Annotated in this window: 23 protein-coding genes and 1 pseudogene; 12 read left to right on the top strand and 12 right to left on the bottom strand. The window is 72.9% G+C overall.

The window, feature by feature from the left end; genetic code table 11:
- Positions 1–3 precede the first annotated feature (3 nt).
- The 3 genes from ACIPSJ_RS21640 to ACIPSJ_RS21630 all read right to left on the bottom strand — a co-directional run bounded on the left by ACIPSJ_RS21640 (position 4) and on the right by ACIPSJ_RS21630 (position 4,355).
- Positions 4–1,035, bottom strand: a complete 1,032-nt coding sequence (locus ACIPSJ_RS21640) for a 7-epi-alpha-eudesmol synthase (RefSeq protein WP_401347823.1) — start codon at positions 1,033–1,035, stop codon at positions 4–6.
- A 182-nt stretch (positions 1,036–1,217) separates the two neighbouring features.
- Positions 1,218–2,849 (bottom strand): amidohydrolase, encoded by a 1,632-nt coding sequence (locus ACIPSJ_RS21635; RefSeq protein WP_401347821.1) that lies wholly within the window; start codon positions 2,847–2,849, stop codon positions 1,218–1,220.
- 12 nt (positions 2,850–2,861) lie between these two features.
- Positions 2,862–4,355 (bottom strand): APC family permease, encoded by a 1,494-nt coding sequence (locus tag ACIPSJ_RS21630; RefSeq protein ID WP_359222631.1) that lies wholly within the window; start codon positions 4,353–4,355, stop codon positions 2,862–2,864.
- A gap of 124 nt (positions 4,356–4,479) precedes the next feature.
- Between ACIPSJ_RS21630 and ACIPSJ_RS21625 the strand changes: the two genes are divergently transcribed.
- Positions 4,480–5,199 (top strand): TetR/AcrR family transcriptional regulator, encoded by a 720-nt coding sequence (locus tag ACIPSJ_RS21625; RefSeq protein ID WP_401347819.1) that lies wholly within the window; start codon positions 4,480–4,482, stop codon positions 5,197–5,199.
- 85 nt (positions 5,200–5,284) lie between these two features.
- Complete coding sequence (locus tag ACIPSJ_RS21620) at positions 5,285–5,668, top strand: VOC family protein (RefSeq protein WP_359222633.1); 384 nt, start codon at positions 5,285–5,287, stop codon at positions 5,666–5,668.
- Here the strand turns inward: ACIPSJ_RS21620 and ACIPSJ_RS21615 are convergent.
- Entirely contained in the window at positions 5,634–5,975 is a 342-nt protein-coding gene (locus tag ACIPSJ_RS21615) for a DUF4235 domain-containing protein (RefSeq protein WP_401347817.1), read from the bottom strand. The two genes, ACIPSJ_RS21620 and ACIPSJ_RS21615, sit on opposite strands and share 35 nt — an antisense overlap.
- A gap of 16 nt (positions 5,976–5,991) precedes the next feature.
- Positions 5,992–7,005, bottom strand: a complete 1,014-nt coding sequence (locus ACIPSJ_RS21610) for a glutathione S-transferase family protein (protein WP_401347815.1) — start codon at positions 7,003–7,005, stop codon at positions 5,992–5,994.
- A 117-nt stretch (positions 7,006–7,122) separates the two neighbouring features.
- Here ACIPSJ_RS21610 and ACIPSJ_RS21605 point away from each other — a divergent pair.
- Positions 7,123–7,690, top strand: a pseudogene (locus tag ACIPSJ_RS21605) (cation diffusion facilitator family transporter); the annotation flags it as partial.
- Positions 7,691–7,800: 110 nt separating this feature from the next.
- Here ACIPSJ_RS21605 and ACIPSJ_RS21600 read toward each other — a convergent pair.
- Positions 7,801–8,241, bottom strand: a complete 441-nt coding sequence (locus tag ACIPSJ_RS21600; protein WP_359222636.1) for a nitroreductase family deazaflavin-dependent oxidoreductase — start codon at positions 8,239–8,241, stop codon at positions 7,801–7,803.
- Between the two features lie 177 nt (positions 8,242–8,418).
- Between ACIPSJ_RS21600 and ACIPSJ_RS21595 the strand changes: the two genes are divergently transcribed.
- Complete coding sequence (locus tag ACIPSJ_RS21595; RefSeq protein WP_393658801.1) at positions 8,419–8,838, top strand: nuclear transport factor 2 family protein; 420 nt, start codon at positions 8,419–8,421, stop codon at positions 8,836–8,838.
- A gap of 50 nt (positions 8,839–8,888) precedes the next feature.
- On the opposite strand, the gene ACIPSJ_RS21590 is transcribed toward ACIPSJ_RS21595, so the two are convergent.
- Entirely contained in the window at positions 8,889–9,521 is a 633-nt protein-coding gene (locus ACIPSJ_RS21590; protein ID WP_401347812.1) for a LysE family transporter, read from the bottom strand.
- Positions 9,518–9,784 (bottom strand): hypothetical protein, encoded by a 267-nt coding sequence (locus tag ACIPSJ_RS21585; RefSeq protein WP_401347810.1) that lies wholly within the window; start codon positions 9,782–9,784, stop codon positions 9,518–9,520. The genes ACIPSJ_RS21590 and ACIPSJ_RS21585 overlap by 4 nt, the downstream gene beginning before the upstream one ends.
- 30 nt (positions 9,785–9,814) lie before the next feature.
- Between ACIPSJ_RS21585 and ACIPSJ_RS21580 the strand changes: the two genes are divergently transcribed.
- Complete coding sequence (locus ACIPSJ_RS21580) at positions 9,815–11,050, top strand: cytochrome P450 (RefSeq protein WP_401347807.1); 1,236 nt, start codon at positions 9,815–9,817, stop codon at positions 11,048–11,050.
- A gap of 12 nt (positions 11,051–11,062) precedes the next feature.
- Complete coding sequence (locus ACIPSJ_RS21575) at positions 11,063–11,263, top strand: ferredoxin (protein WP_401347803.1); 201 nt, start codon at positions 11,063–11,065, stop codon at positions 11,261–11,263.
- On the opposite strand, the gene ACIPSJ_RS21570 is transcribed toward ACIPSJ_RS21575, so the two are convergent.
- Positions 11,244–12,134 carry a sigma-70 family RNA polymerase sigma factor gene (locus tag ACIPSJ_RS21570; RefSeq protein WP_401347801.1) on the bottom strand — a complete coding sequence of 297 codons (891 nt, stop codon included), beginning with the start codon at positions 12,132–12,134 and terminating at the stop codon, positions 11,244–11,246. The two genes, ACIPSJ_RS21575 and ACIPSJ_RS21570, sit on opposite strands and share 20 nt — an antisense overlap.
- Before the next feature lie 68 nt (positions 12,135–12,202).
- Here ACIPSJ_RS21570 and ACIPSJ_RS21565 point away from each other — a divergent pair, with 68 nt between their 5' ends.
- Positions 12,203–12,877: an FMN-dependent NADH-azoreductase gene (locus ACIPSJ_RS21565; RefSeq protein ID WP_401347799.1), complete on the top strand. Its 675-nt coding sequence runs from the start codon at positions 12,203–12,205 to the stop codon at positions 12,875–12,877.
- A gap of 2 nt (positions 12,878–12,879) precedes the next feature.
- Here ACIPSJ_RS21565 and ACIPSJ_RS21560 read toward each other — a convergent pair whose 3' ends face one another.
- The gene (locus ACIPSJ_RS21560; protein WP_401347796.1) at positions 12,880–13,431 is read right to left on the bottom strand and encodes a TetR/AcrR family transcriptional regulator; all 552 of its coding nucleotides are present in this window, start codon (positions 13,429–13,431) and stop codon (positions 12,880–12,882) included.
- Between the two features lie 86 nt (positions 13,432–13,517).
- On the opposite strand from ACIPSJ_RS21560, the gene ACIPSJ_RS21555 reads away from it, so the two are divergent.
- The 3 genes from ACIPSJ_RS21555 to ACIPSJ_RS21545 all read left to right on the top strand — a co-directional run bounded on the left by ACIPSJ_RS21555 (position 13,518) and on the right by ACIPSJ_RS21545 (position 15,593).
- On the top strand, positions 13,518–13,976 hold the full coding sequence (locus ACIPSJ_RS21555) for a nuclear transport factor 2 family protein (protein ID WP_359222643.1): 459 nt from the start codon (positions 13,518–13,520) through the stop codon (positions 13,974–13,976).
- A gap of 20 nt (positions 13,977–13,996) precedes the next feature.
- The gene (locus tag ACIPSJ_RS21550; protein ID WP_401347794.1) at positions 13,997–14,530 is read left to right on the top strand and encodes a flavoprotein; all 534 of its coding nucleotides are present in this window, start codon (positions 13,997–13,999) and stop codon (positions 14,528–14,530) included.
- 94 nt (positions 14,531–14,624) lie between these two features.
- Positions 14,625–15,593, top strand: coding sequence for an aldo/keto reductase (locus ACIPSJ_RS21545; protein WP_359222645.1), 969 nt, complete (start codon positions 14,625–14,627; stop codon positions 15,591–15,593).
- Between the two features lie 91 nt (positions 15,594–15,684).
- Here the strand turns inward: ACIPSJ_RS21545 and ACIPSJ_RS21540 are convergent, their stop codons facing one another.
- On the bottom strand, positions 15,685–16,464 hold the full coding sequence (locus ACIPSJ_RS21540; protein WP_401347792.1) for a phytanoyl-CoA dioxygenase family protein: 780 nt from the start codon (positions 16,462–16,464) through the stop codon (positions 15,685–15,687).
- A 76-nt stretch (positions 16,465–16,540) separates the two neighbouring features.
- Here ACIPSJ_RS21540 and ACIPSJ_RS21535 point away from each other — a divergent pair, with 76 nt between their 5' ends.
- Both ACIPSJ_RS21535 and ACIPSJ_RS21530 read left to right on the top strand, forming a co-directional pair.
- Positions 16,541–17,428 (top strand): helix-turn-helix domain-containing protein, encoded by an 888-nt coding sequence (locus tag ACIPSJ_RS21535; protein ID WP_401347790.1) that lies wholly within the window; start codon positions 16,541–16,543, stop codon positions 17,426–17,428.
- Between the two features lie 456 nt (positions 17,429–17,884).
- A complete protein-coding gene (locus tag ACIPSJ_RS21530) occupies positions 17,885–19,735 on the top strand; it encodes an RICIN domain-containing protein (protein ID WP_401347787.1) in 1,851 nt (616 codons plus the stop codon).
- 12 nt (positions 19,736–19,747) lie between these two features.
- Here ACIPSJ_RS21530 and ACIPSJ_RS21525 read toward each other — a convergent pair whose 3' ends face one another.
- On the bottom strand, positions 19,748–20,239 hold the full coding sequence (locus ACIPSJ_RS21525) for a universal stress protein (RefSeq protein ID WP_401347785.1): 492 nt from the start codon (positions 20,237–20,239) through the stop codon (positions 19,748–19,750).
- Between the last annotated feature and the right edge of the window lie 6 nt (positions 20,240–20,245).

Genomic DNA, 20,245 nt, shown 5'->3' with positions numbered 1-20,245 from the left:
GGCTCACACCGCCAGCAGGTCGTCCACCGAACCCTGCCCGGCCAGTTCGGCCGCGGCCGCCGGACCCTCCTTGGCCGCCGCGTACCGGCCCGAGGACAGGCCCCACACGTAGTTGCCGTTGATCCAGTGCTGGATGGCCTCCACGCCCATCCGCACCGCGTCCCGCTGTTTCTCGTCGAGCCCCAGCTCGTCGCACATCCGCGGCACCCGCGTCTCCAGTTCGACGTACTCGTCGAGGCAGACGGTGGTCATCCGGTACGCCTCCTGCATGGCGTCCGACCAGGAGCCGCCGCGCTCCCGGTGCAGCACGGCTATCAGGTTGTGGCCGTCGCCCCGGCGCCGCTCGCGCTCGAAGGAGTGGATGTCGTTCATGAACCCGATGGTGTCCGAGGCAAGGTCACGCATCCGCTCCATCAGCGGATGCGCCTGCACCTGCGCCGGCACCTCGAACCGGCGGCTGCGCTCGCCCGCGTCGATGCTGTGGTGGATGCCGACGGTACGGCGCCGGAAGGCCGCGTACTCGTCGAGACCGAGGGTGCCGGCCAGCCCGCGGGCCGCCAGGTCGACCTCCTCGCAGTGCGCGACCAGGAACCGGCCCCAGGAGGCCGCGAACCGCGTTCGCCAGGTCAGGGACATGCCATCGGAGAGATGCTGCCAGACCTCCGCCCAGGCCATCGTGATCGGGCAGACCACCCGGGGCCGGATGCCGGACGGGCGCAGCGGGGTGGCGATCAGCTCCCGGGCGACGTCGGCGATCCGGTCGGCGCGGTCCGGCCGATTCGCGTCGAACTGGTCATCGAAGAGAAAGGCCAGCGAGAACCAGTTCATCAGGACGACCATGTCCTCGGCCGAGGCGTGCGGATAGGTCCGGGCGGCGGCCTGCGGCAGGTCCCACGACTTGTACTCCTCGAACCCCGCCTTGCTGCGCACCAGGTCCATGTCCCAGATCCAGCGCAGATGCCGGGCCCGGGCGTACTCCAGATGCTCGCTGACGGGGGTGTCGAAGGGCAGGTCGAAGGTGACGTCCTGGGGCATGTGCTTCCTTTCGGGAGACAGAGCGCAGAGTCCCCCCGGCCCTGCGAACGGGTGGCCCGTCGGCCACCCGTGCACTCGAACTGGCCTTCGTGGCTCGAAAGTTGAGCCGTGAAGCGGTACGAGGCTGCCCAGAGCGTAAATGATCTACGCCCCACCTACGCCGTGACGCCTGTTACTGCTGATCACTCCGGAGTTGAGTACACTCGCGCGCCCCCCACGTACGTGTGCGCGACGCGGGTGTCCGCGATGCCCTCCGGATCTCCGGCGAACGGGTCGCGGTCCAGCACCACCAGGTCCGCGAGGGCCCCGGCCGCCAACCGGCCGGTGTCGTCCAGGTGGTTCACGTACGCCGAACCGGCCGTGTACGCCGTGACCGCGTCCGCCAGGCCCAGCCGCTCCTCGGGCAGGAACACCGGCGCGTCGCCGCCCGGTTCGACCCGGTTCACCGCGACATGGATGCCCTGCAGCGGGTCGGGGCTGCTCACCGGCCAGTCGCTGCCGGCCGCGAGCCGGGCCCCGGAGCGCAGCAGCGACCCGAACGGGTACTGCCACCCGGCCCGTTCGGACCCCAGGAACGGAATCGTCAGCTCGTCCATCTGCGGCTCGTGCGCGGCCCACAGCGCCTGGATGTTCGCGGTGGCGCCGAGCCGGGCGAACCGCGGCACGTCGGCCGGGTGCACCACCTGGAGATGGGCCAGGTGGGGCCGCGTGTCGCTCATCCCGTTGGCGGTCCGCGCCGCCTCGACCGCGTCCAGCGCGTCCCGTACCGCCCGGTCGCCGAGCGCGTGGAAGTGGCACTGGAAGCCGAGCGCGTCCAACTCGGTCACGTACTTGGGCAGTTGACCCGGGTCGATGAAGCTCTTGCCCCGATTGCCCGTCGCGCAGCCGCACTTGTCCAGATACGGGTCGAGCAGCGCGGCCGTGCCGTTCTCGGCGACCCCGTCCAGCATCAGCTTCACCGTGCCCGCCCGGAACCGGCCGTGGCTGAACGCGTCCCGCATCTCCACCAGTTCGGGAATCTGCTCGGCGCCGCGCTCCCGGTCCCACCACAGCGCCCCCACCACCCGCGCGGTCAGCGAACCGTCCCGGGCCGCCGCGAGATACGCCTCGGCCGGGTTGTCCATGCCGAGGAACTCCCCGACCAGCGCGTCCTGCCAGGCCGTGATGCCGAGCGAGTGCAGATGCCGCTGGGCGTGCAGCAGCGCCGCGAGCCGGTCCGCCGGACCCGCCGCCGGTGCGAGCCGCCCCACCAGCTGCATCGCCCCCTCCTGGAGCGTCCCGCTCGGCACGCCGGACGCGTCCCGCTCGATCCGCCCGTCGGCCGGGTCGGGCGTGTCGCGGTCTATCCCGGCCAGCTCCAGGGCCCGGCTGTTGACCCAGGCCCCGTGATGGTCCCGGTTGGGCAGATACACCGGCCGGTCCGGTACGACGGAGTCGAGCAGCTCCTTCGTCGGCGTACCGCCCGCGAACGCCTCCATGGACCAGCCGCCGCCCAGGACCCACTCCCGCTCCGGACGCGCCTCGGCATAGGCACGCACGGCGGCCACCGTCTCCTCGGCGGTCCGCAGCCCGGACAGATCGCACTGGGTCAGCTCCAGCCCCGCCGGCACCGGATGGACGTGCGCGTCCTGGAACCCGGGCAGCAGCAGCCGCCCGGCGAGGTCGACCACCTCGGTGCGCGGCCCCGCGAGTTCCCGGAGATCCTCGGCGGACCCGACGGCGGTGATCCGTTCCCCGGTGACCGCGACGGCGGTCGCCGTCCGGCCCTCGGGGGTGAGGACGGGGCCGCCGGTGAAGAGGAGATCTGCGTGCATGTTTCCTGTTCCTTAGTTGGAGGTCGTGAGCAGGCGCGGCGCGTCGGCGTCCGTGCCCTCGCCGGTGCGGAAGTAGGGCGAGCGGCGCACGTACTTCGCCCAGGCGGCAGCGGCGAACCCGGACCCGATCATCAGCAGCGGGGTGGTCAGCAGGAACCAGCCGTTGTCCGGGCTGAGTTCGAAGTGGTCGGCCGAGCTGTAGAAGGACCAGCCGAGATAGCCGCCGAGGCCCAGCAGCGCGCAGGCGCTCAGCGCCGGGAGCACCACCGCCCGCAGGCCCTGCCGCCAGTCCTCGCGCAGCAGCGAACGGAAGCGCGCGGCGGCGGCGAGCGCGGTGAGCGCGTACGACAGCGCGACGACGATTCCGACAGCGTTCACCGTCGCCATGATCATGTCGGCCAGCCGCGGGATCACCAGGGCGAGCGCGGCGACCGCCGTGGCCAGCGCCCCGATCAGCAGCGTCCCGGCCGCCGGGGTGCCGTACCTGGCGCTGACCCTGGACCAGACCGGCCCGAGGGTACGGTCCCGGCTCATCGCGAACATGCCCCGGGCCGTCGGGATCACCCCGGCCTGCAGCGAGGCCACCGCCGAGAACATCAGCGCCACCAGCGGCAGCGCGGCCCACGGCTGCGCGGCCAGCCGGTCGCCGAAGAACGCCAGCCCCTCGGCCCCGTGCCCGGCCAGCTCCTTCTCCGAGAGCACCCGCTGGAAGGCCACCGAGCCCAGCAGGAACAGCCCCAGCATGGTCACCAGGGTGATCAGGCCCGCCCGGGAGGCGTCCCGGGGGTCACGGACCTCCTCGTTGACGCTGAACGCGGCCTCGAACCCCCAGTAGCAGAACACCGAGAGGAGCAGGCCCTGGGCGAGCGCGGTGGCCGAGGGGATCGCGAACGGGTCGAACCAGCTCAGGCTGAAGGGGTGCGGTCCGGTGACGATGCCGTACCCGCAGAACCCGAGCAGCACCACGTACTCGAAGACCAGCAGCCCGGTCTGGAGCCGGGCCGCGGTGCGGATACCGGTGACGGCGGTCAGGGTGACGGCGATCAGGACGAGGATGCCGACGGCCGTGGTCTGCGCCGTCGAACCGGGGTCCAGGGCGAGCGAGCCGACCCGGTGCACCCCGGCCTCGCCCGCCAGCTGCAGGATCGCCGAGCCGGTGACCGCCGTGGTGTACGCGAGGAAGGCCACCGTCGCCACGATGTTGACCCAGCCGACCATGAAGCCGAGCCAGGGATTGAGCGAACGGCCCACCCACACATAGCCGTTGCCCGCGTTCGGCTCCACCCGGTTCAGCCGGGAGTAGGCGCCCGCGATACCGAGCACCGGCAGGAACGCCAGCAGCATGATGGCCGGCAGATGCAGCCCGACCACCCCGGCCGTCACCCCCAGACCGATGCCGATGCTGGTGGTGGCGGCCGTACTGGACGCGGCCACCGCGATGCCGTCGAGGACACCGAGGGATCTGCGCAACTCAGGGGGGTCGACTGTGTAGGGCTTGTCGGTCATGGCCAGCACTCCGCTCGCACCGGGGGGCCGGACTGGTCGGCCCCGGTGACCGGACATGAAACTGCCGGTGCACTTCACAGGTCAACGGTGTTGTCGTAAGGTGCGCCAGCAGAAGGGAGGCTCCATGAGCGAACGAGTCGTCGCGGCCGGCGCCCGGCAGCGCAGGCGCCCCACCAAACAGGGCGTGGTCCTGTCCGAGGAACTGATCGTCGAGACCGCGATGCGGCTGATCGAGGAGCACGGCGCCGAGGCCCTGTCCGTGCGCCGCCTGGGCCGCGCCCTGGGCGCCGACCCCAGCTCCCTTTACCGGTACTTCCGGCACACCGACGACCTGATGCTGGCCGTCGCCGACGAGCTGATCGGCCGTACCCTGCGCCTCTGGCGGCCCACCGGCGACTGGCGCGCCGACCTGCGCGACCTGGGCCTGCGCATGCACGCGGGCGCCCTCGCGCATCCCCGCGCGGCCGGGCTCAGCGCCCACCGGGTGACCGGACGGACGTACGAGATCCAGGCCGTCGAGACCATCCTCGGGGTGCTGCGGAACGCCGGTTTCCCGGACCCGGAGGCGGTCCGCGTCTACCACGCCTTCGTCGACCAGGCCCTCGCCTACGGCGCCCTCGACTCCGCGACCACCGCGCTGCCGGAGCCCGCCCGGGAGGCCGAGGCCGACGTGTGGCGGGCGACCTACGCCCGGCTGCCCGCCGCCACCCACCCGAACATCGCGGCCACCGCCCGCCATCTCGTGGCCTCGATGCGGGGCAGCTCCTACCCGGCCGCCCTGGACCTGCTGCTGACGGCGGCCGAGGCGCGGCTCGCCCAGATCCGGGCGGGCCAAGGCGCCTGACGGCCGTGACGGAAGTCGACCGGCGGCCGACTGATTCCCGTGATCGGGGACAGACGCACCGGCAGGACCTGCCCAGGGAGGAAACATGACACTGGTGACCGCGGCCGTCGTGGTGCTCGACTGCGCCGAACCCGAGAAACTCGCCTACTTCTACCGGCAGTTACTGGACGGCGAGCCGGGTGACGTGTCCACCGAACTGGTCGAGGTGCGTGGCGCGGACGGGGTCCGGATCGCGTTCCGGCGGGACGGCAACGCCACCCCGCCCAGCTGGCCGCGCCCCGAGGCCAGCCTCCAGGCCCACCTGGTCCTCCTGGTCGAGGACCTGGACGAGGCGGAGCGCCGGGTGATCGGCCTCGGCGGGCTGCCGACCGAGACCCGGGGCCCGGCCGGGCCGTACGAGGAGCGGGGCTACTCCGACCCGGCCGGACACTCCTTCACGCTGCGTCTTTCCCCGCCTCCGGCGGGCTGACCAGGTCCCGGCCGGCCCTGCGGGCCGTGGGCCACACCCCGGTGGAGCGCTGTATGGCCGTCGCGCTGGTGCGGTCCACGGCGCTGCGCGCCACCGCGAAGACGGCGCCCTGGAGCGCCGCGCCGAGCAGCACCTCACCCCAGCCGCGGTCCCGGTCCAGGGCGTCCGGCGCGTCGTCCTCGCCCCGCAGCGCCCTCCAGGTCCGGCGGAAGACCAGCGCGCCCAGCGCCCCGCCGGCCCAGCTCAGCACGAAGCCGAGGGGCGCGTAGACGAGGGGGAGCTTCAGCTTCTTCCTGCTCTTGGCCATGCCTGCCTCCGCGTTGTCAGGGCCGCCCCGTGACCGGAACCTCCTCGCCGGCCGGCACCGGGCCGGGCGGAGTCCCGTCCCCGAAGGGCCGGCCGCCGAGCTCCTCCCGGTGATGGGGCGTCAGCCACCCGGCGAGATCCGGGCCGAGGGGCACGATACGGGTCGGGTTGATCCCGGTGTGGACCTGGTAGTAATGCCGCTTGATGTGGTCGAAGTCGACGGTGTCACCGAATCCCGGTGTCTGGTAGAGGTCCCTGGCGTACGCCCACAGCACCGGGTTCTCCGTGATCTTCCAGCGGTTGCACTTGAAGTGGCCGTGGTAGACGGCGTCGAACCGGACCAGCGTGGTGAACAGCCGGATGTCGGCCTCCGTGATCGTGTCCCCGACCAGGTAGCGCTGCCCGGCCAGCCGCTCGGCGAGCAGCCCGAGCCGCCGGAACACCGCCGCGCAGGCCTCCTCGTACCCCTGCTGCTCGTGCGCGAACCCGGTCCGGTAGACACCGTTGTTGACGTCCCGGTACACCTCGGCCGTCACCGCGTCGATCTCGTCCCGGTGCCGCAGCGGGTACAGGTCCGGCGCGCCGTCCCGGTGCAGTGCCGTCCACTCGGTGGCCAGGTCCAGGGTGAGCCGCTGGTAGTCGTTGGTGACCAGCTTCCCGCTCGGCACGTCCACGACCGCCGGCACGCTCACCCCGCCCGGGTAGCCGGTCTCCCGCCGGTCGTAGGCCTCGCCGAGGAACCGGATGCCGAGCACCGGGTCACGGCCGTCCGGATCGAGGGTGAAACGCCAGCTGCGGTCGTCCTGGATCGGGTCGGCGACGGCCAGCGACAGGGCGTCCTCCAGGCCGAGCAGCCGCCGCGCCACCAGCGCCCGGCTCGCCCAGGGGCAGGCCCGGCTGACCACCAGCCGGTACCGCCCGGCCGCGACCGGCCAGCCGTCCCGCCCGTCCGCCGTGATCCGGTCCGCGAAATGACTGGGGGACCGGGAGAACGCCTTGTGCCCCAACGAGGTGTTGCCGTCACCGCTCATGCCTGCTCCTTGCCCGGGGGACGCGTCGGGGACCCAGAGGGGCCCGGTGCACCACATTCCCCGATTTCTGCCGCCGCCACGGTGTGACCGGGCCGGGTGCCGGGGCAGTCGGCGGGCGTGAGTGGGACGTCGTCGCGAGAGAGCGCGGATCTGTCGCAGGCCGACCGCAGGACCCGCCTGACCGTGCTCGTGGCGCTCGCCGTGGCCAAGGCCGTGGGCGGGGTGTTCGCCGGCTCGCCCGCGCTGCTGTCGCAGGCCGCGCACTCGGTCGCCGACAGCTTCAACGAGGTGTTCCTGCTGGCGGCCCTGCGCCGCAGCCGCCGCCCGCCCGACGCACGGCATCCCTTCGGCTACGGCAAGGAGCGTTTCTTCTGGTCGCTGCTCGCGGCCGTCGGGATCTTCGTCATGGGCGGCGGTGTCGCCTTCTGCGCGGAGGGCGCCTCCCTGGTCCGGGCGCTGCGCCAGGCGCGCCGGGAGGACCGGGGACGCGGGGATCCGGCGCTGCGCACGGTGGTCGCCGAGGACGGCACCGCGGTGCGAGCGCGTGGAGGAGGTCCTGGTGCGCATCGAACGGTCCCTCTCCCGCACGTTCGACGAGGCCGACCAGATCTTCCTGGACGTCACCGACCGCTCCGCGCACGAGGCACAGGAGAGCCCCGCCGCGACGGGGGAACGCGGCGGGGCCCTGACTTCCGGCTGCCCGGCGCGGAAGCGGTTCATGCGTGCCGGAAACAGATTTTTCTAAATTCCGACGGTCCCCGGCCGGAAAGGATTCCCGGAACCGTCAGTTCCCCGTTACTGCGGTTCCAGCACGAACACCGGGATCTCCCGGCTGGTCTTCTCCTGGTACTCGGCGTACGGCGGGTACGCGGCGACGGCCCGCTCCCACCACTCGGCCTTCTCCGCGCCGGTGACCTCGCGGGCGGTCATGTCCTGCTTCACCGGACCGTCCTGCAGCTCCACAAGCGGCTGCGACTTGACGTTGAAGTACCAGACCGGATGCTTGGGCGCACCGCCCTGCGAGGCGACCACCGCGTAGGCGCCGTCGTGCTCCACCCGCATCAGCGGCGTCTTGCGGATCTTCCCGCTCTTCACTCCCAGCGTGGTCAGCAGGATGACGGGCATCCCGGTGTCCATCAGGGTGGTGCCCTTCGTCCCGCCCGAGCTCTCGTACAGCTCGACCTGGTCGCGCACCCAGGCGGTCGGGCTGGGCTCGTACTCGCCCTCAAGAGGCATGAGGTCCGTCCCTCGTCTCGTCGCTGCCATGACTGACGTCATGATTCAACACGCGGAGTGCCCGGGATCATCCGCACGACACCGGCCCGCTTTCCCCAGGGGTAATCGCGCACTCCGCGCGCCACGGGCACAGTCGTCCCCACACCCCGTCCGCCCGACACCTCAGGCAGGTCACCCATGTCCCGCTCCCGCGCCGTCGTCGAGGAACTGCTCCGCCGGATCGCCGCCGGCGACCCCGAGAAGACCGCCGAGCTGTACGCCGAGGACGCCGACTGGCGGCTGGACTGGCCCGAGGACGAGCACGACCGCCCGGCCACCCCGTGGATCACCCACCGCACCGGCCGCGCCGGAGCCGCCGCCCATTACCGCGACCTCGCCGCCCACCACGTCCCCGGGCAGGACGGCACCCGGATCGAACGGATCCTGGTCGACGGCGACGACGCGGTGGTGCTGGGCGAGATCCGGCAGACCGCCCGGAGCACCGGGCGCCCCTATCGCGCCGGATTCGCCCTGCACCTCACCGTCCGGGACGGTCTGGTCGTACGGCACCACGTCTATGAGGACAGCCTCGCCGTCGCCCGCGCCTTCGCGCCCTGACCGCCCCGGACCGCTTCCGACCGTCCTGAGCGCAGGGACCGCATCGGCCGTCAGCCCGGCGACAGCACCATCCGGGCCGCCAGCCCCAGCATCACGCAGCTCGACAGCAGCGCCGTGACCAGGCGCCCCCGGTGACCGGTCAGACCCCGGCCGAGGAGGGCGCCGCCGCCCGCCAGCAGCAGTTGCCAGCTGGCGGACGCGGCGAAGGCCGCGAGGACGAACACGCCCTGCTCCGCCGGCCGTACCGCCGCCGCCGAACGGGTCCCGACCACCAGGGCCGCGAAGTAGATGACCGTGGTGGGGTTGAGCAGCGTGATGCCGAGGAGGCCGAGATACGCCCGTCCGGGGCCGGGTACCGGCCGCTCGGCCCGGGTCGCCAGGCGCCGCTCCCGGTACTGGCGCGCCGCGACCGCCGCAGTGCGCGCGGCCAGCCCCACCAGGACCAGGGCCGAGAGCCACCGCATCGGCCAGAGCACCGGCAGCAGTGCCGCCGCCAGCGCGGCGCCGCCGACGGTGGCGAGCAGGGCGTAGAGACCGTCCGCGCTCGCCACGCCCAGCGCGGCGCAGGCGCCGGTCCGCAGGGACGTACGAGCCGTGAGTGACACTAGATATGTGCCGACCGCGCCGACCGGGACGGCGATCCCGTACCCGGCAAGCAGGCCGGCGACGAGCGCGGCCGTCACGGGCGTGCGGGCTCGGGCCTCCAGGGGCGCCCCGGCTGCTGCTGGACCCGCACCCGACCGACGGTCGCGGATGTCAGCGGCGTAAAGGCGTCAGGAGTGTTCATGCGCAGATCCTGTGGCTCGCCGCGCCGCCCCGGCAAGCGAATTTCGGCGCGGAACCGTCCCCCGACCGCGTGCGGTTCGGCCAGATCACCCGATTCACCGATCTGGCTGAACTTGCGGTCGTCCCCTAGATGCCCCGGGCATCTAATGAAGATCGGCACGACGTACCACATTCGTCTGCGAGGTCTTCCATGAACGAACTGACGGACCTGACGGAACCCACCACTCCGGCCCCGGCCGACCCTGTGGCCTGGCCGCAGGACCGCACGTGCCCCTACCACCCGCCCACCGGCTACGACCCGCTGCGCGACGGCCCCGGGCTGTCCCGGATCACGCTCTTCGACGGCCGTCCCGTCTGGGCGGTCACCGGCCACGGCCCGGCCCGGGCGCTGCTCGCCGACCCCCGGCTGTCCAGCGACCGCCGGCGGGAGGACTTCCCGATGCCGACGGCCCGGGCCGCCGGGGTCCGCGACCGCCGGGTCGCCCTGCTCGGCCTCGACGACCCCGAGCACCAGACCCAGCGCCGGATGATGATCCCGGCCTTCACCGTCAAACGCGCGAGCCTGCTGCGGCCGTCGATCCAGCGGATCGTCGACGAGCTGCTCGACGCGATGATCTCCCAGGGGCCGCCCGCCGACCTGGTGAGCGCCTTCGCCCTGCCCGTGCCGTCCATGGTCATCTGCGACCTGCTCGGCGTCCCCTACGCGGACCACGAGTTCTTCGAGGCGCAGTCCAGGCGGCTGCTGCGCGGCCCGACGGCCGCCGACTCCCTGGAGGCCCGCGCGCAGCTGGAGGGCTACCTCGGCGACCTGGTCGACAGCAAGCAACGGGACGCGGTCCCGGGTGACGCCGTCCTCGACGAACTCGTCCACCAGCGGCTGCGCGACGGCGAACTGAGCCGCTCCGAGGTCCTCTCGCTGGCCATGATCCTGCTGGTCGCCGGCCACGAGACCACCGCCAACATGATCTCGCTCGGCACCTTCACCCTGCTCCAGAACCCCGAGCGGCTGGCCGAACTGCGGGCCGACCCCGCGCTGATGCCCGCCGCCGTGGAGGAGCTGATGCGGATGCTGTCCATCGCCGACGGCCTGCTGCGGGTCGCCCTGGAGGACATCGAGGTGGCCGGCGAGACCATCCGCGAGGGCGACGGCGTGGTCTTCGCGACCTCGGTCATCAACCGCGACGAGTCCGTCTACGACGACCCCGACGCCCTCGACTGGAACCGTCCGGCACGCCACCACGTCGGCTTCGGCTTCGGCATCCACCAGTGCCTGGGCCAGAACCTCGCCCGCGCCGAGCTGGAGATCGCCCTCACCACCCTCTGGGAGCGGCTGCCGGACCTGCGGCTGGCCGCGCCGCCGGAGCAGATCCCCTTCAAACCCGGCGACACGATCCAGGGGATGCTGGAACTCCCCGTGACCTGGTAAGAGGCTCCTGCCATGCACATCGAGATCGACAGGGACGTCTGCATCGGGGCCGGCCAGTGCGCCCTGACCGCCCCGAACGTGTTCACCCAGGACGACGACGGCTACAGCTCCCTGCTGCCCGGGAAGGAGGACGGCGGCGGCGACCCGCTGGTCAAGGACGCGGCCCGGGCCTGCCCGGTGCACGCCATCACCGTCAAGGAACCGACGGGCTAGCCGGCGCGTCCAGCACCGCCAGCTCCAGCCCCCGCAGCCGCGCCGGGTCGGCGACCACCTCGTAGGCCGCCACCCGGTCGCCCTCGACGCTCACCCGCAGGACGTACAGCAGCCGTCCGCGCGGGGCGACGACCAGGCCGACCCGGCCATCCACCAGCGCCGGTACGGCGAACAGGGCGCGCCGGCGCAGCAGCACGGTGCCCTCGGCGACCGCCCGGGCACCGCGCAGCTCCGTCGCCATGCCCGGCGGCAGGACCGCGGGGTCGGCGCGGCGGACCACGTCCGGGGCGAGCACGTCGAGCAGCGCGTCCAGGTCACCGCCCCGGGCGGCGGCCAGGAACGCCTCCACCACCCCGCGGTGCCGGTCCAGCTCGGCGGCCGGCAGCGCGGGCGTGCCCCGCACCTTGTGCCGGGCCCGGCTGGCGAGCTTCTTCGCGGCCGGCAGCGAACGGTCGGTGATCGCGGCGATCCGCTCGAACGGCACCGCGAACAGGTCGTGCAGCACGAACGCCACCCGCTCCGCCGGGCTCAGCCTCTCCAGCACCACCAGCAGGGCGAGCCCCACCGAGTCGGCGAGCACGGCCTCCTCCTCGGGGCCGTCCCCGGCCGCGACCGCACGCTCCGGCGGCTCCTCGCCGTACGGCAGCTCGCGCCGGGCGCGCAGCATGTCCAGGCAGATCCGGGAGACGACGGTGGTCAGCCACGCGCTCAGGTTCCCGACCCCGGCGCCGCCCGCGCGGCTCAGCCGCAGCCAGGCCTCCTGGACCGCGTCCTCGGCGTCCCCCGCCGAGCCCAGCATCCGGTACGCGATCGCCCGCAACCGCCCGCGCCGTGAGTCGAACTCCGCCGCCAGCTGCTCGTGCCCGTCCATGGGTCACCTTTCCGTTCCGTGCTCCGTCACCCCCTCGACGAACCCGAACCGACCGAGGTGACCACCCCATGCTGCTGCACATCGACTCCAGCGCCGACGCGACCGCCGACTCCGTCACCAGGCGCCTCACCGCGGCCTTCGCCCAGACCTGGCGCGAGCGGCATCCGGCGGCGGAGTACCGCCACCGCGACCTGACCGCCGTGCCGGTGCCGCCGCTCACGGCCGCCTATCCCACCCTGGGCCGCCGGGTGGAGCGCGCGGGCCTGGTGCCGCCCGCCAAGGTGCCCGCGCTGGTGGAGAGCCCGGCCGAGGCCCGCGAGTGGGAGCTGACCCTGCCGCTGGTCACCGAGCTGGCCGCCGCGCACACGGTCGTGCTCGGCGTCCCGATGTACAACTTCGCGCCGCCCGCGGCCCTGAAGGCGTGGATCGACCGGGTGACCTTCCCCGGCGCCTTCGCCCACCCGGACACGGGGGAGAGCCTGCTGGCCGACACCCGCGTGGTGGCCGTCATGGCGCGAGGCGGCGCCTACGGCCCGGAGACCGGCCGGGAGTCCCTGGACTTCCAGACCCCCTACCTGAGGGCGTGGTGGGGCCGGCTCGGTGTCCGGCCGGAACACTTCCACCCGGTCGCCGCCGAGCTGACCCGCGTCGACGTACTGCCCTACCTGGCCGGCCTGGAGGAAGCCGCCGCCGGTTCCCTCGCCGAGGCCCGCGCCGCGCTCGCGGCACTCGCCGCCGGCTGAGTTCACCCGGCGCGCAGCAGCACCCGGGCGGCCTCGCGTGCCTCGGCCGCGGGTTCCGTGCTCCCGTTGATGCCCGCCGTCACCATCGCCCCCTCGGCGAGCAGGAACAGCGGCCCGGTGAGCGCGGCGTCCAGCCCGGCGGCGGCCACCAGCCCCGCCAGGTAGTCCCGGAACGCCCGCTTGTGGTCCCGGACCTGGGCCACCACCGGCTCGGAGGTGGCCCCGAGCTCGCCGTACGCGTTGATCCACGCGCACCCACGGAAGTCCTCCTCGCCGAACCACCGCTCCAGCCAGCCGAAGACGGCGAGCAGCCGCTCCCCGGGATCCGGGTGCCCCGCCACGTACTCCGCGAGCCGCTGCCGCCAGCGCACGTCCCGCCGCTCCAGATAGGCCACCACCAGCTGTTCCTTCGCGGGGAAGAGCTGATAGAGCCGCTTGAGGGAGACCCCGGAGGCGCCGCGTATGTCGTCCATGCCGACGGACTGCACCCCGCGCCCGTAGAACAGCCGCTCGGCGGCGTCCAGTGCCTGCTCACGCGCGACCGCGCTGTCCATGGGCCACTCCTTGACGAGAGAACGTGCGTTCTCCTAGGGTAGCAGCGACCGGGAGAACGCACGTTCTCCGATCTGAGGAGGAAACCATGGCCGACCGTCCGCCCCTGCCGCCCTTCACCCGCGAGACCGCCGTCCAGAAGGTCCAGGCCGCCGAGGACGCCTGGAACACCCGCGACCCCGAGCGGGTGGCGCTCGCCTACTCCGAGGACTCGGTCTGGCGCAACCGCGACACCTTCGTCACCGGCCGCGCCGAGATCGTCGCCCTCCTCACCGCCAAGTGGGAGCGGGAACGGGACTACGCCCTGCGCAAGGACCTGTGGGCCTTCGACGGCAACCGCATCGCGGTCCGCTTCCAGTACGAGTGCCGGGACGCGGCCGGACAGTGGTGGCGGTCGTACGGCAACGAGCTCTGGGACTTCGACGAGCACGGACTGATGACCCGCCGCGAGGCGAGCATCAACGACGTCCCGATCGAGGAGCACGAGCGCCGCATCCACGGCCCGCGCCCCGAGTCCGAGCGGGGCCTCACCTTCCCGCTCCGCTAGCGCCCGCATAGGGTTCCCGGATGACCGACGCCACCGCGAAACCCTTCCTCTACCTCGTCGTCTGCGCGGCAGGCGTGGCCGCCGGCGTCGGAAAGCTGGTCACCGCGGCCCAGGAGCGCGGCTGGGAGGTCGGGGTCATCGCCACCCCGGTCGCCATGAACGGCTTCTTCGACACCGCCGAGGCCGAGGCGCGCACCGGCCGCCCGGTCCGCTCGGCCTGGCGCAGCCCCGCCGACCCGCGCCCCTTCCCGCCGCCGGACGCGGTGGCCGTCGCCCCCGCCACCTTCAACACCGTCAACAAGTGGGCCGCCGGGTTCGCCGACACCCTCGCCGTCGGCACCCTGTGCGAGGCCCTCGGCCTGGGCGTCCCGATCGCCGTCCTGCCCTGTGTCGCCGACGCGCTGGCCGCCCACCCCGCCTACCGGGAGAGCCTGACCCGGCTGCGCGGCCTTGGCGTCCGCTTCGGCGCCCGGTACACCGGCGACCCCGAAGCCGAGGGCAGGCGGCCCGAGTTCACCTGGGAGCACGCCCTGGACCTCCTGGACGGGGCCTGACGCCGTCCGGTTACCGCCACGCGGCGAGAGACCGGACGGCGAACCGACGTACGCTCGGCTCTGTACGGCATGATCTCGACGGCGGGAGACGACGATGGAGTACGTGAAGCTCGGCCGCACCGGTCTGGACGTGTCCCGGATCTGCCTCGGCTGCATGACCTACGGCCTGCCCGACCGCGGCACCCACGAGTGGACCCTCGACGAGGAGGCGTCCCGCCCGCTGATCCGGCAGGCACTGGACGCGGGCATCAACTTCTTCGACACCGCCAACGTCTACTCGGACGGCACCAGCGAGGAGATCGTCGGCAGGGCGCTCGGCGACTTCGCCCGCCGCGACGAGATCGTCCTCGCCACCAAGGTGCACGGCCGGATGCGCCCCGGCCCCAACGGCGGCGGCCTGTCCCGCAAGGCGATCCTCTCCGAGATCGACCACAGCCTCGCCCGCCTCGGCACCGACTACGTCGACCTCTACCAGATCCACCGCTACGACCACACCACCCCGATCGAGGAGACGATGGAGGCGCTGCACGACGTCGTCAAGGCGGGCAAGGCGCGCTACATCGGGGCGAGTTCGATGTACGCCTGGGAGTTCTCCAAGGCCCAGTTCACCGCCGAGCGGCACGGCTGGACCAAGTTCGTCTCCATGCAGAACCACTACAACCTCCTCTACCGCGAGGAGGAGCGCGAGATGCTGCCGTTCTGCGCCGACCAGGGCGTGGGCGTCCTGCCCTGGAGCCCGCTGGCCCGGGGCCGCCTCACCCGCGACTGGGGCACCGTCACCGAACGCAGCGCCACCGACAACTTCGGCAACCGCCTCTACCAGGACGGCGACCGCGCCATCGTCGACGCGGTCACCCGCATCGCCGACGACCGCGCCGTCCCCCGCGCCCAGGTGGCCCTCTCCTGGCTCCTCCACCAGAACACGGTCACCGCCCCGATCATCGGCGCCTCCAAGCCCCACCACATCGACGACGCGGTGGCAGCCGTAGAACTGAAGCTCAGCGACAAGGAGTTGGAAGAACTCCAGCAGCCCTACGGCCCCCATCCCATCTCCGGCCACTGAGACGTGCCCCCTTGGGGGCGCGGGGCTGTATCTGATCTGCGGCTACCGCCGCGTGGGCGCGACCAGCCCCCACCCACCCGCACCCGAACGACTACCGCTCAGTACCGCACGGACCAGCTCCCTCGCTCTCCAACAAAGGAACCCTTTCCCCACTCATCGTCAACGTCCGGTAGAACTCCCCGATCCGCACCGCCGACCGCCCCACGTAGTGCCCGATGAACGACCGCCGGAACCGCCCGGCGGAGCGATTCGGCTGCGACCCGTGCACCAGACTCCCGTTGAAGAACAGCACATCCCCCGCCGCCATATCGACCGGCACCGCCGTCAGCCCCTCCGGCGGTGCCACGTACTCCCGCGCGAACGACAGCTCCGCGTCCGACTCCTCCGGGCAGAACAAGTCCATCCGGTGCGTCCCCGGCACCACCTCCAGACCGCCGTTCTCCCGGTCGATCGCCTCACAGGCGACCCACGCGGCGACGCACGTCCCCGGCTCCACCCGCAGATAGAAGTTGTCCTGGTGCAGCGCCTGCCCCCGGGCCCCCGGCGGCTTGAAGTAGAACATGCTCTGCGCGGCCAGCACCTCCTCCCCGAACAGCCCCTCCAGGATCACCCGCAGCCGGGCGTCAAGGAGGAACTCCCGCGCCAGAGAGCTGATTTCGTGCGGCTGCATCACCCGGGGATACCGGTGCAGCGGATCCGCCGTCGGCCCCGGCACGAAGTGCCCCGGCACGGGCCGCCCCGCCGCGTGCAGCGCCGCGAACTCCGCGCACAGCCGGTCGATCTCCTCGTCCCCGAACAACCCCCGTACGACCGTGAACCCGTCCTGCTCGAACTCCCGCAGGACGGTGCTGTCGATGCCTGTCGCCGTCATCCCCGCGCTCCTCGGTCCGGTCTTCCTGTGTCCGTGCCTGTCACGCTAGGCCGACGTACCGGGGGAGAGGATGCCCATGACCACTGACGGACTGCCCGAGAGCGCTGTCCCCGCCCCGCCGCCGGGCATGGTCGTCACCGGCCGGTACGACCAGGGCCCCGGCTACCGGGTCAACCGCCCCCAGGGGTCGGGCAGCTGGCTGTTCACCTGGACCACCGAGGGCCGCGGCCTGCTGCGGCAGGGCGCCGCCCGCACCCAGGCCACGCCCGGCGACCTCGTGGTCCTCGCCCCGGGCGTCGCGCACGGCTACGCGCTCGCCCCCGGCGCCGACCGCTGGCGGTTCTGGTGGGCGCACTGCCAGGCGCGTCCGGCCTGGGCCGCGTGGCTGGGCCCGGCCGCCCTCGGGGACGGGGTGTACGCCGTCGCCGCCCCGGGCGGCACGCACCGCCGGATCGAGGCCGCGTTCCACCGCATGCTCGCCGACTCCCGCTGGACCGGCACCGGCGCGCCGCCCGTCCCGGCACCCGGCGACGACCCGGTCGCCGTGGCGCACGGCAGCGCGGCACGCGAACTCGCCCTGTGCGCGCTGGAGGAGGTCGTCCTGCTCGCGACGGCCGGCGCTCGCCGGACCCCGCCGGGGCCGGACGACCGGGTGCGCCGCGCCGAGGAACTGATCGCCGCCGACCCCGGCGCCCCGCACACCGTCGGCTCGCTCGCCGCGCGTGTCGCGCTGTCGCCGTCCCGGTTCGCCCATCTCTTCACCCGGCAGACCGGCGTGCCGCCGATGCGCGCGCTGCGCGAGGCGCGGCTGCGACACGCCGCGCGGCTGCTGGAGAGCACCGACCTGACCGTGGAGCGGGTCGCCGCCGCGTCCGGATTTCCCAGCCCGTTCCACTTCAACCGGGTTTTCCGCGAAAGATACGGTGTCCCGCCCGGCGCCTACCGATCGGGAGAACGCCCTTAATGGCGACGGCTATTGGTTCGGGGGAGACGGTAGGCCGTGCGGTCCGCGCAGGTCGGGCCGTGGTTCAATGGTTGGCGCCGAGGTCGGGGCGGTCGGTTCTGAATCCCCCCGCCAATTGCGATGTCGATACGGCGACAAAGCGCGAACTCGCTCATTGACGTTTCGTCAAAATAACGCAACCGGCGGGCAATGCGCAAAACCCCGAGATCCCTTGTTCTGCCCTGCTGGCCTGTGCAAAGGTGTGCCGTGTCGGCGTGCGGGCCATTGTTTTTCGCCCCGCATGCGCGAGGTCGCTCCCGTTCACCCCCCACGCTTCAAAAGAGCTGTCGACGGCGGACGCCGGAGCGCCGAACCCCCAACAAGCCCATCCGATCTTGGCGTCGGCCGGGTCGCATACCGGTCACATACCAGATGGTATGGACCGAATCCCGCGTTGCGGATGGAAGGAATGCCGCCGTGAATGACGCAGGCCTGGGGAATTCCCCTACCCCCGACCGGCCGTTCGACGTCACCGACGAGCAGCTCAGCGCCGAGCTCAAGCAGTGGACGGGCACCGCGCCCGCGCTGCACCCGGTCGGAGAACTCCTCGACCGGCACTGGGAAGCGGCCTTCGCCTATGCCCGTCTGTGCACCGACAGCACGCGCGGCGCGGGAATGCTCACCACCGCCGCATTCACCCGTCTCTTCGGTGAATCCCTTCGCCAGGCCGGCCCCACCGCCGCCTGGCGTCCCCAACTCCTGGTCACCGTCCGGCGTATCGCCGCCGAATGGGACAACGACGGCCGCGGTGAACTCCTGCACCCCGAACTCCGCGCCGGAAAAGGCGAGCGGGCCGCCTCCCGGCTGCTGCCGCCCGCGAACCGGCGACTGCTCTCCCGGGCCTTCCAGCGGCTGACCCAGTCCTCGCGCGCCGTGCTGTGGCACACCGAGGTCGAGTCCGAGCCCTTGTCGACGCCCGCCGGACTCCTCGGCCTCGACGAGCAGGACGCGCGGGTCGAACTGCGCCGGGCCCGTGAGCGGCTGCGCGAGGAGTGCCTCCAGGTGCACCGCGAACTCGCCCACGAGGACGAGTGCCAGCGCTACGTCCGGATGATCGACGTGACCTTCCGGCGCGGCGGGATCGACGTCGACCGGGACCTCCAGCAGCACCTGAACACCTGCAAGCACTGCCGGTACACCGCCGACCAGCTCCAGCAGTTCAACGGCGGCCTCGGCCTCGCCCTCGCCGAGGCCGTGCTCGGCTGGGGCGCCCGCGCCTACCTGGAGTACCGGGTCGGCCTCGCCCAGGAGCCCGCCGGACACCGGGCCGCACCCGCCGGCGGGCTCCTGGGCGGCGAGGCCTTCGCGCCGACGGCCGCCGGGCCCGGCAAGGACCTGGAGGTGCACCCCGCGGCCTCCCGCCGCGCCAAGCAGCGGGCCGCCCGCCGGGTGCGCCGCCGCAACCTCACCGTGGCCGTGGGCACCGTGAGCGGTCTGGTCGTGCTGCCGCTGGTGCTCTGGTCGGTGCTCGGCTCCGGCGACGGCGGCGGCTCCTCGGCCACCGCCAAGCCGTCCGCCACGCCCGGCGCCGGCCGGTCCACCTCTGGCCCGTCCTGGATCGGCACCAGCCAGACCACCCAGGGCACCCTCCGCGGCCGGCTGCACAACATCGCCTCGGGCCTGTGCATCGGTGTGGTCGGCAAGAAGGCCGTCAAGGGCGCCGAGACCGAACTCGCCGAATGCTCCTCGGTCGCCAGCCAGCAGTGGACGTACGAGAGCGACGGAGTGCTGCGCAACGGCGCCGACCCCGGCCTGTGCCTCGACTCGCACCTCGGCTACTCCGTCCAGCTGGCCCCGTGCACGAGCGCCACCGGGTCCGCCGGCCGGAGCATCCGCTACGACTTCACCCTCCAGGGCGCCCTGGTGCCCCGCTGGGACCAGGACCTGGCACTCGCCCCGGCCGCCACCGACGGCGGCGGCGCCCTGGTCGTCAAGACCCGGGCGACCGTAGCCGCGCAGCGCTGGGTGATGGACACCTCCCAGCCCGACCTGCAGATGCAGATCGTCAACTGGGACGCCGAGACCAGCCCGACACCGACCCCGGTCGCGACCGCCACCCCCACGACCAAGTCCGCGCGGACCGCCACCCCGACGCCCACCCCGTCGGCGTCGAGGACGACCGCCGATCCGACCCCGTCCAGCACCCCCGGCTACAACCCGTGCGAGGCCTACCCGGGCTACTGCTACGGGAGCGGCGGCCAGTACGGCGGCGGTTACGGCGGCGGCTGGGGCGGAGGGTACGACGGCGGCGGCCACCACGGCCGCTGAGCCGGTGCCCGCTCAGTGACGGTGCGGCGGCGGGGGCGGGATCGTCGTCAGGTCCGGCGCCCCCTCCGGCCACACCAGCAGCACCGGACAGGGCGCGTGGTCCACGACGAACCGCGCCGCCTTGCCCAGACTGTGCGGCCCGAGCCGGGACCGGTCGCCGTCCCGGGCCACGATCAGCAGACCGGCCCCCTCGGCGGCGGCCACCACCTCCCGCTCGACCCGTCCGGTCCGCTCCACCCGGGTGCACGGCCGGCCCAGCCGCGCCGCGGCCGCGTCGAGCAGCTCCGCCGCCGACGTATCGCCCAGCTCCACCAGCCGCCGCTCCGGGTCCGGTTCCGAACCCGCCCGGCCGAGCAGTCCGGCGAACGCCCCGTGCGCGAGCCCCGCCACCCCCGGCTCGGACACATGCAGCAGCACCACCTCGGACGCGTCCCGCGCCCAGCCGCGCGCCGCGTCCACACAGGCGGGCCAGGTCCCCTCGACCAGCCAGACGATCACCCGCATGCCCAT

The sequence above is a fragment of the Streptomyces sp. NPDC090088 genome, from assembly GCF_044747345.1.
Taxonomy (GTDB): Bacteria; Actinomycetota; Actinomycetes; order Streptomycetales; family Streptomycetaceae; genus Streptomyces.
Note: the sequence above shows the minus strand (reverse complement) of the source record. Positions and strands in the feature narration are given on the sequence as shown.

What these genes read in the sequence shown, in the direction of transcription:
- ACIPSJ_RS21600 (WP_359222636.1), bottom strand. Translation starts at nt 8,241, where the DNA reads ATGCCTCTTGAGGGCGAGTACGAGCCCAGCCCGACCGCCTGGGTGCGC.
- ACIPSJ_RS21535 (WP_401347790.1), top strand. Translation starts at nt 16,541, where the DNA reads ATGACCACTGACGGACTGCCCGAGAGCGCTGTCCCCGCCCCGCCGCCG.
- ACIPSJ_RS21625 (WP_401347819.1), top strand. Translation starts at nt 4,480, where the DNA reads ATGAGCGAACGAGTCGTCGCGGCCGGCGCCCGGCAGCGCAGGCGCCCC.
- ACIPSJ_RS21550 (WP_401347794.1), top strand. Translation starts at nt 13,997, where the DNA reads ATGACCGACGCCACCGCGAAACCCTTCCTCTACCTCGTCGTCTGCGCG.
- ACIPSJ_RS21525 (WP_401347785.1), bottom strand. Translation starts at nt 20,239, where the DNA reads ATGCGGGTGATCGTCTGGCTGGTCGAGGGGACCTGGCCCGCCTGTGTG.
- ACIPSJ_RS21640 (WP_401347823.1), bottom strand. Translation starts at nt 1,035, where the DNA reads ATGCCCCAGGACGTCACCTTCGACCTGCCCTTCGACACCCCCGTCAGC.
- ACIPSJ_RS21620 (WP_359222633.1), top strand. Translation starts at nt 5,285, where the DNA reads ATGACACTGGTGACCGCGGCCGTCGTGGTGCTCGACTGCGCCGAACCC.
- ACIPSJ_RS21555 (WP_359222643.1), top strand. Translation starts at nt 13,518, where the DNA reads ATGGCCGACCGTCCGCCCCTGCCGCCCTTCACCCGCGAGACCGCCGTC.
- ACIPSJ_RS21565 (WP_401347799.1), top strand. Translation starts at nt 12,203, where the DNA reads ATGCTGCTGCACATCGACTCCAGCGCCGACGCGACCGCCGACTCCGTC.
- ACIPSJ_RS21575 (WP_401347803.1), top strand. Translation starts at nt 11,063, where the DNA reads ATGCACATCGAGATCGACAGGGACGTCTGCATCGGGGCCGGCCAGTGC.
- ACIPSJ_RS21630 (WP_359222631.1), bottom strand. Translation starts at nt 4,355, where the DNA reads ATGACCGACAAGCCCTACACAGTCGACCCCCCTGAGTTGCGCAGATCC.
- ACIPSJ_RS21540 (WP_401347792.1), bottom strand. Translation starts at nt 16,464, where the DNA reads ATGACGGCGACAGGCATCGACAGCACCGTCCTGCGGGAGTTCGAGCAG.
- ACIPSJ_RS21580 (WP_401347807.1), top strand. Translation starts at nt 9,815, where the DNA reads ATGAACGAACTGACGGACCTGACGGAACCCACCACTCCGGCCCCGGCC.
- ACIPSJ_RS21615 (WP_401347817.1), bottom strand. Translation starts at nt 5,975, where the DNA reads ATGGCCAAGAGCAGGAAGAAGCTGAAGCTCCCCCTCGTCTACGCGCCC.
- ACIPSJ_RS21560 (WP_401347796.1), bottom strand. Translation starts at nt 13,431, where the DNA reads ATGGACAGCGCGGTCGCGCGTGAGCAGGCACTGGACGCCGCCGAGCGG.
- ACIPSJ_RS21610 (WP_401347815.1), bottom strand. Translation starts at nt 7,005, where the DNA reads ATGAGCGGTGACGGCAACACCTCGTTGGGGCACAAGGCGTTCTCCCGG.
- ACIPSJ_RS21545 (WP_359222645.1), top strand. Translation starts at nt 14,625, where the DNA reads ATGGAGTACGTGAAGCTCGGCCGCACCGGTCTGGACGTGTCCCGGATC.
- ACIPSJ_RS21595 (WP_393658801.1), top strand. Translation starts at nt 8,419, where the DNA reads ATGTCCCGCTCCCGCGCCGTCGTCGAGGAACTGCTCCGCCGGATCGCC.
- ACIPSJ_RS21570 (WP_401347801.1), bottom strand. Translation starts at nt 12,134, where the DNA reads ATGGACGGGCACGAGCAGCTGGCGGCGGAGTTCGACTCACGGCGCGGG.
- ACIPSJ_RS21635 (WP_401347821.1), bottom strand. Translation starts at nt 2,849, where the DNA reads ATGCACGCAGATCTCCTCTTCACCGGCGGCCCCGTCCTCACCCCCGAG.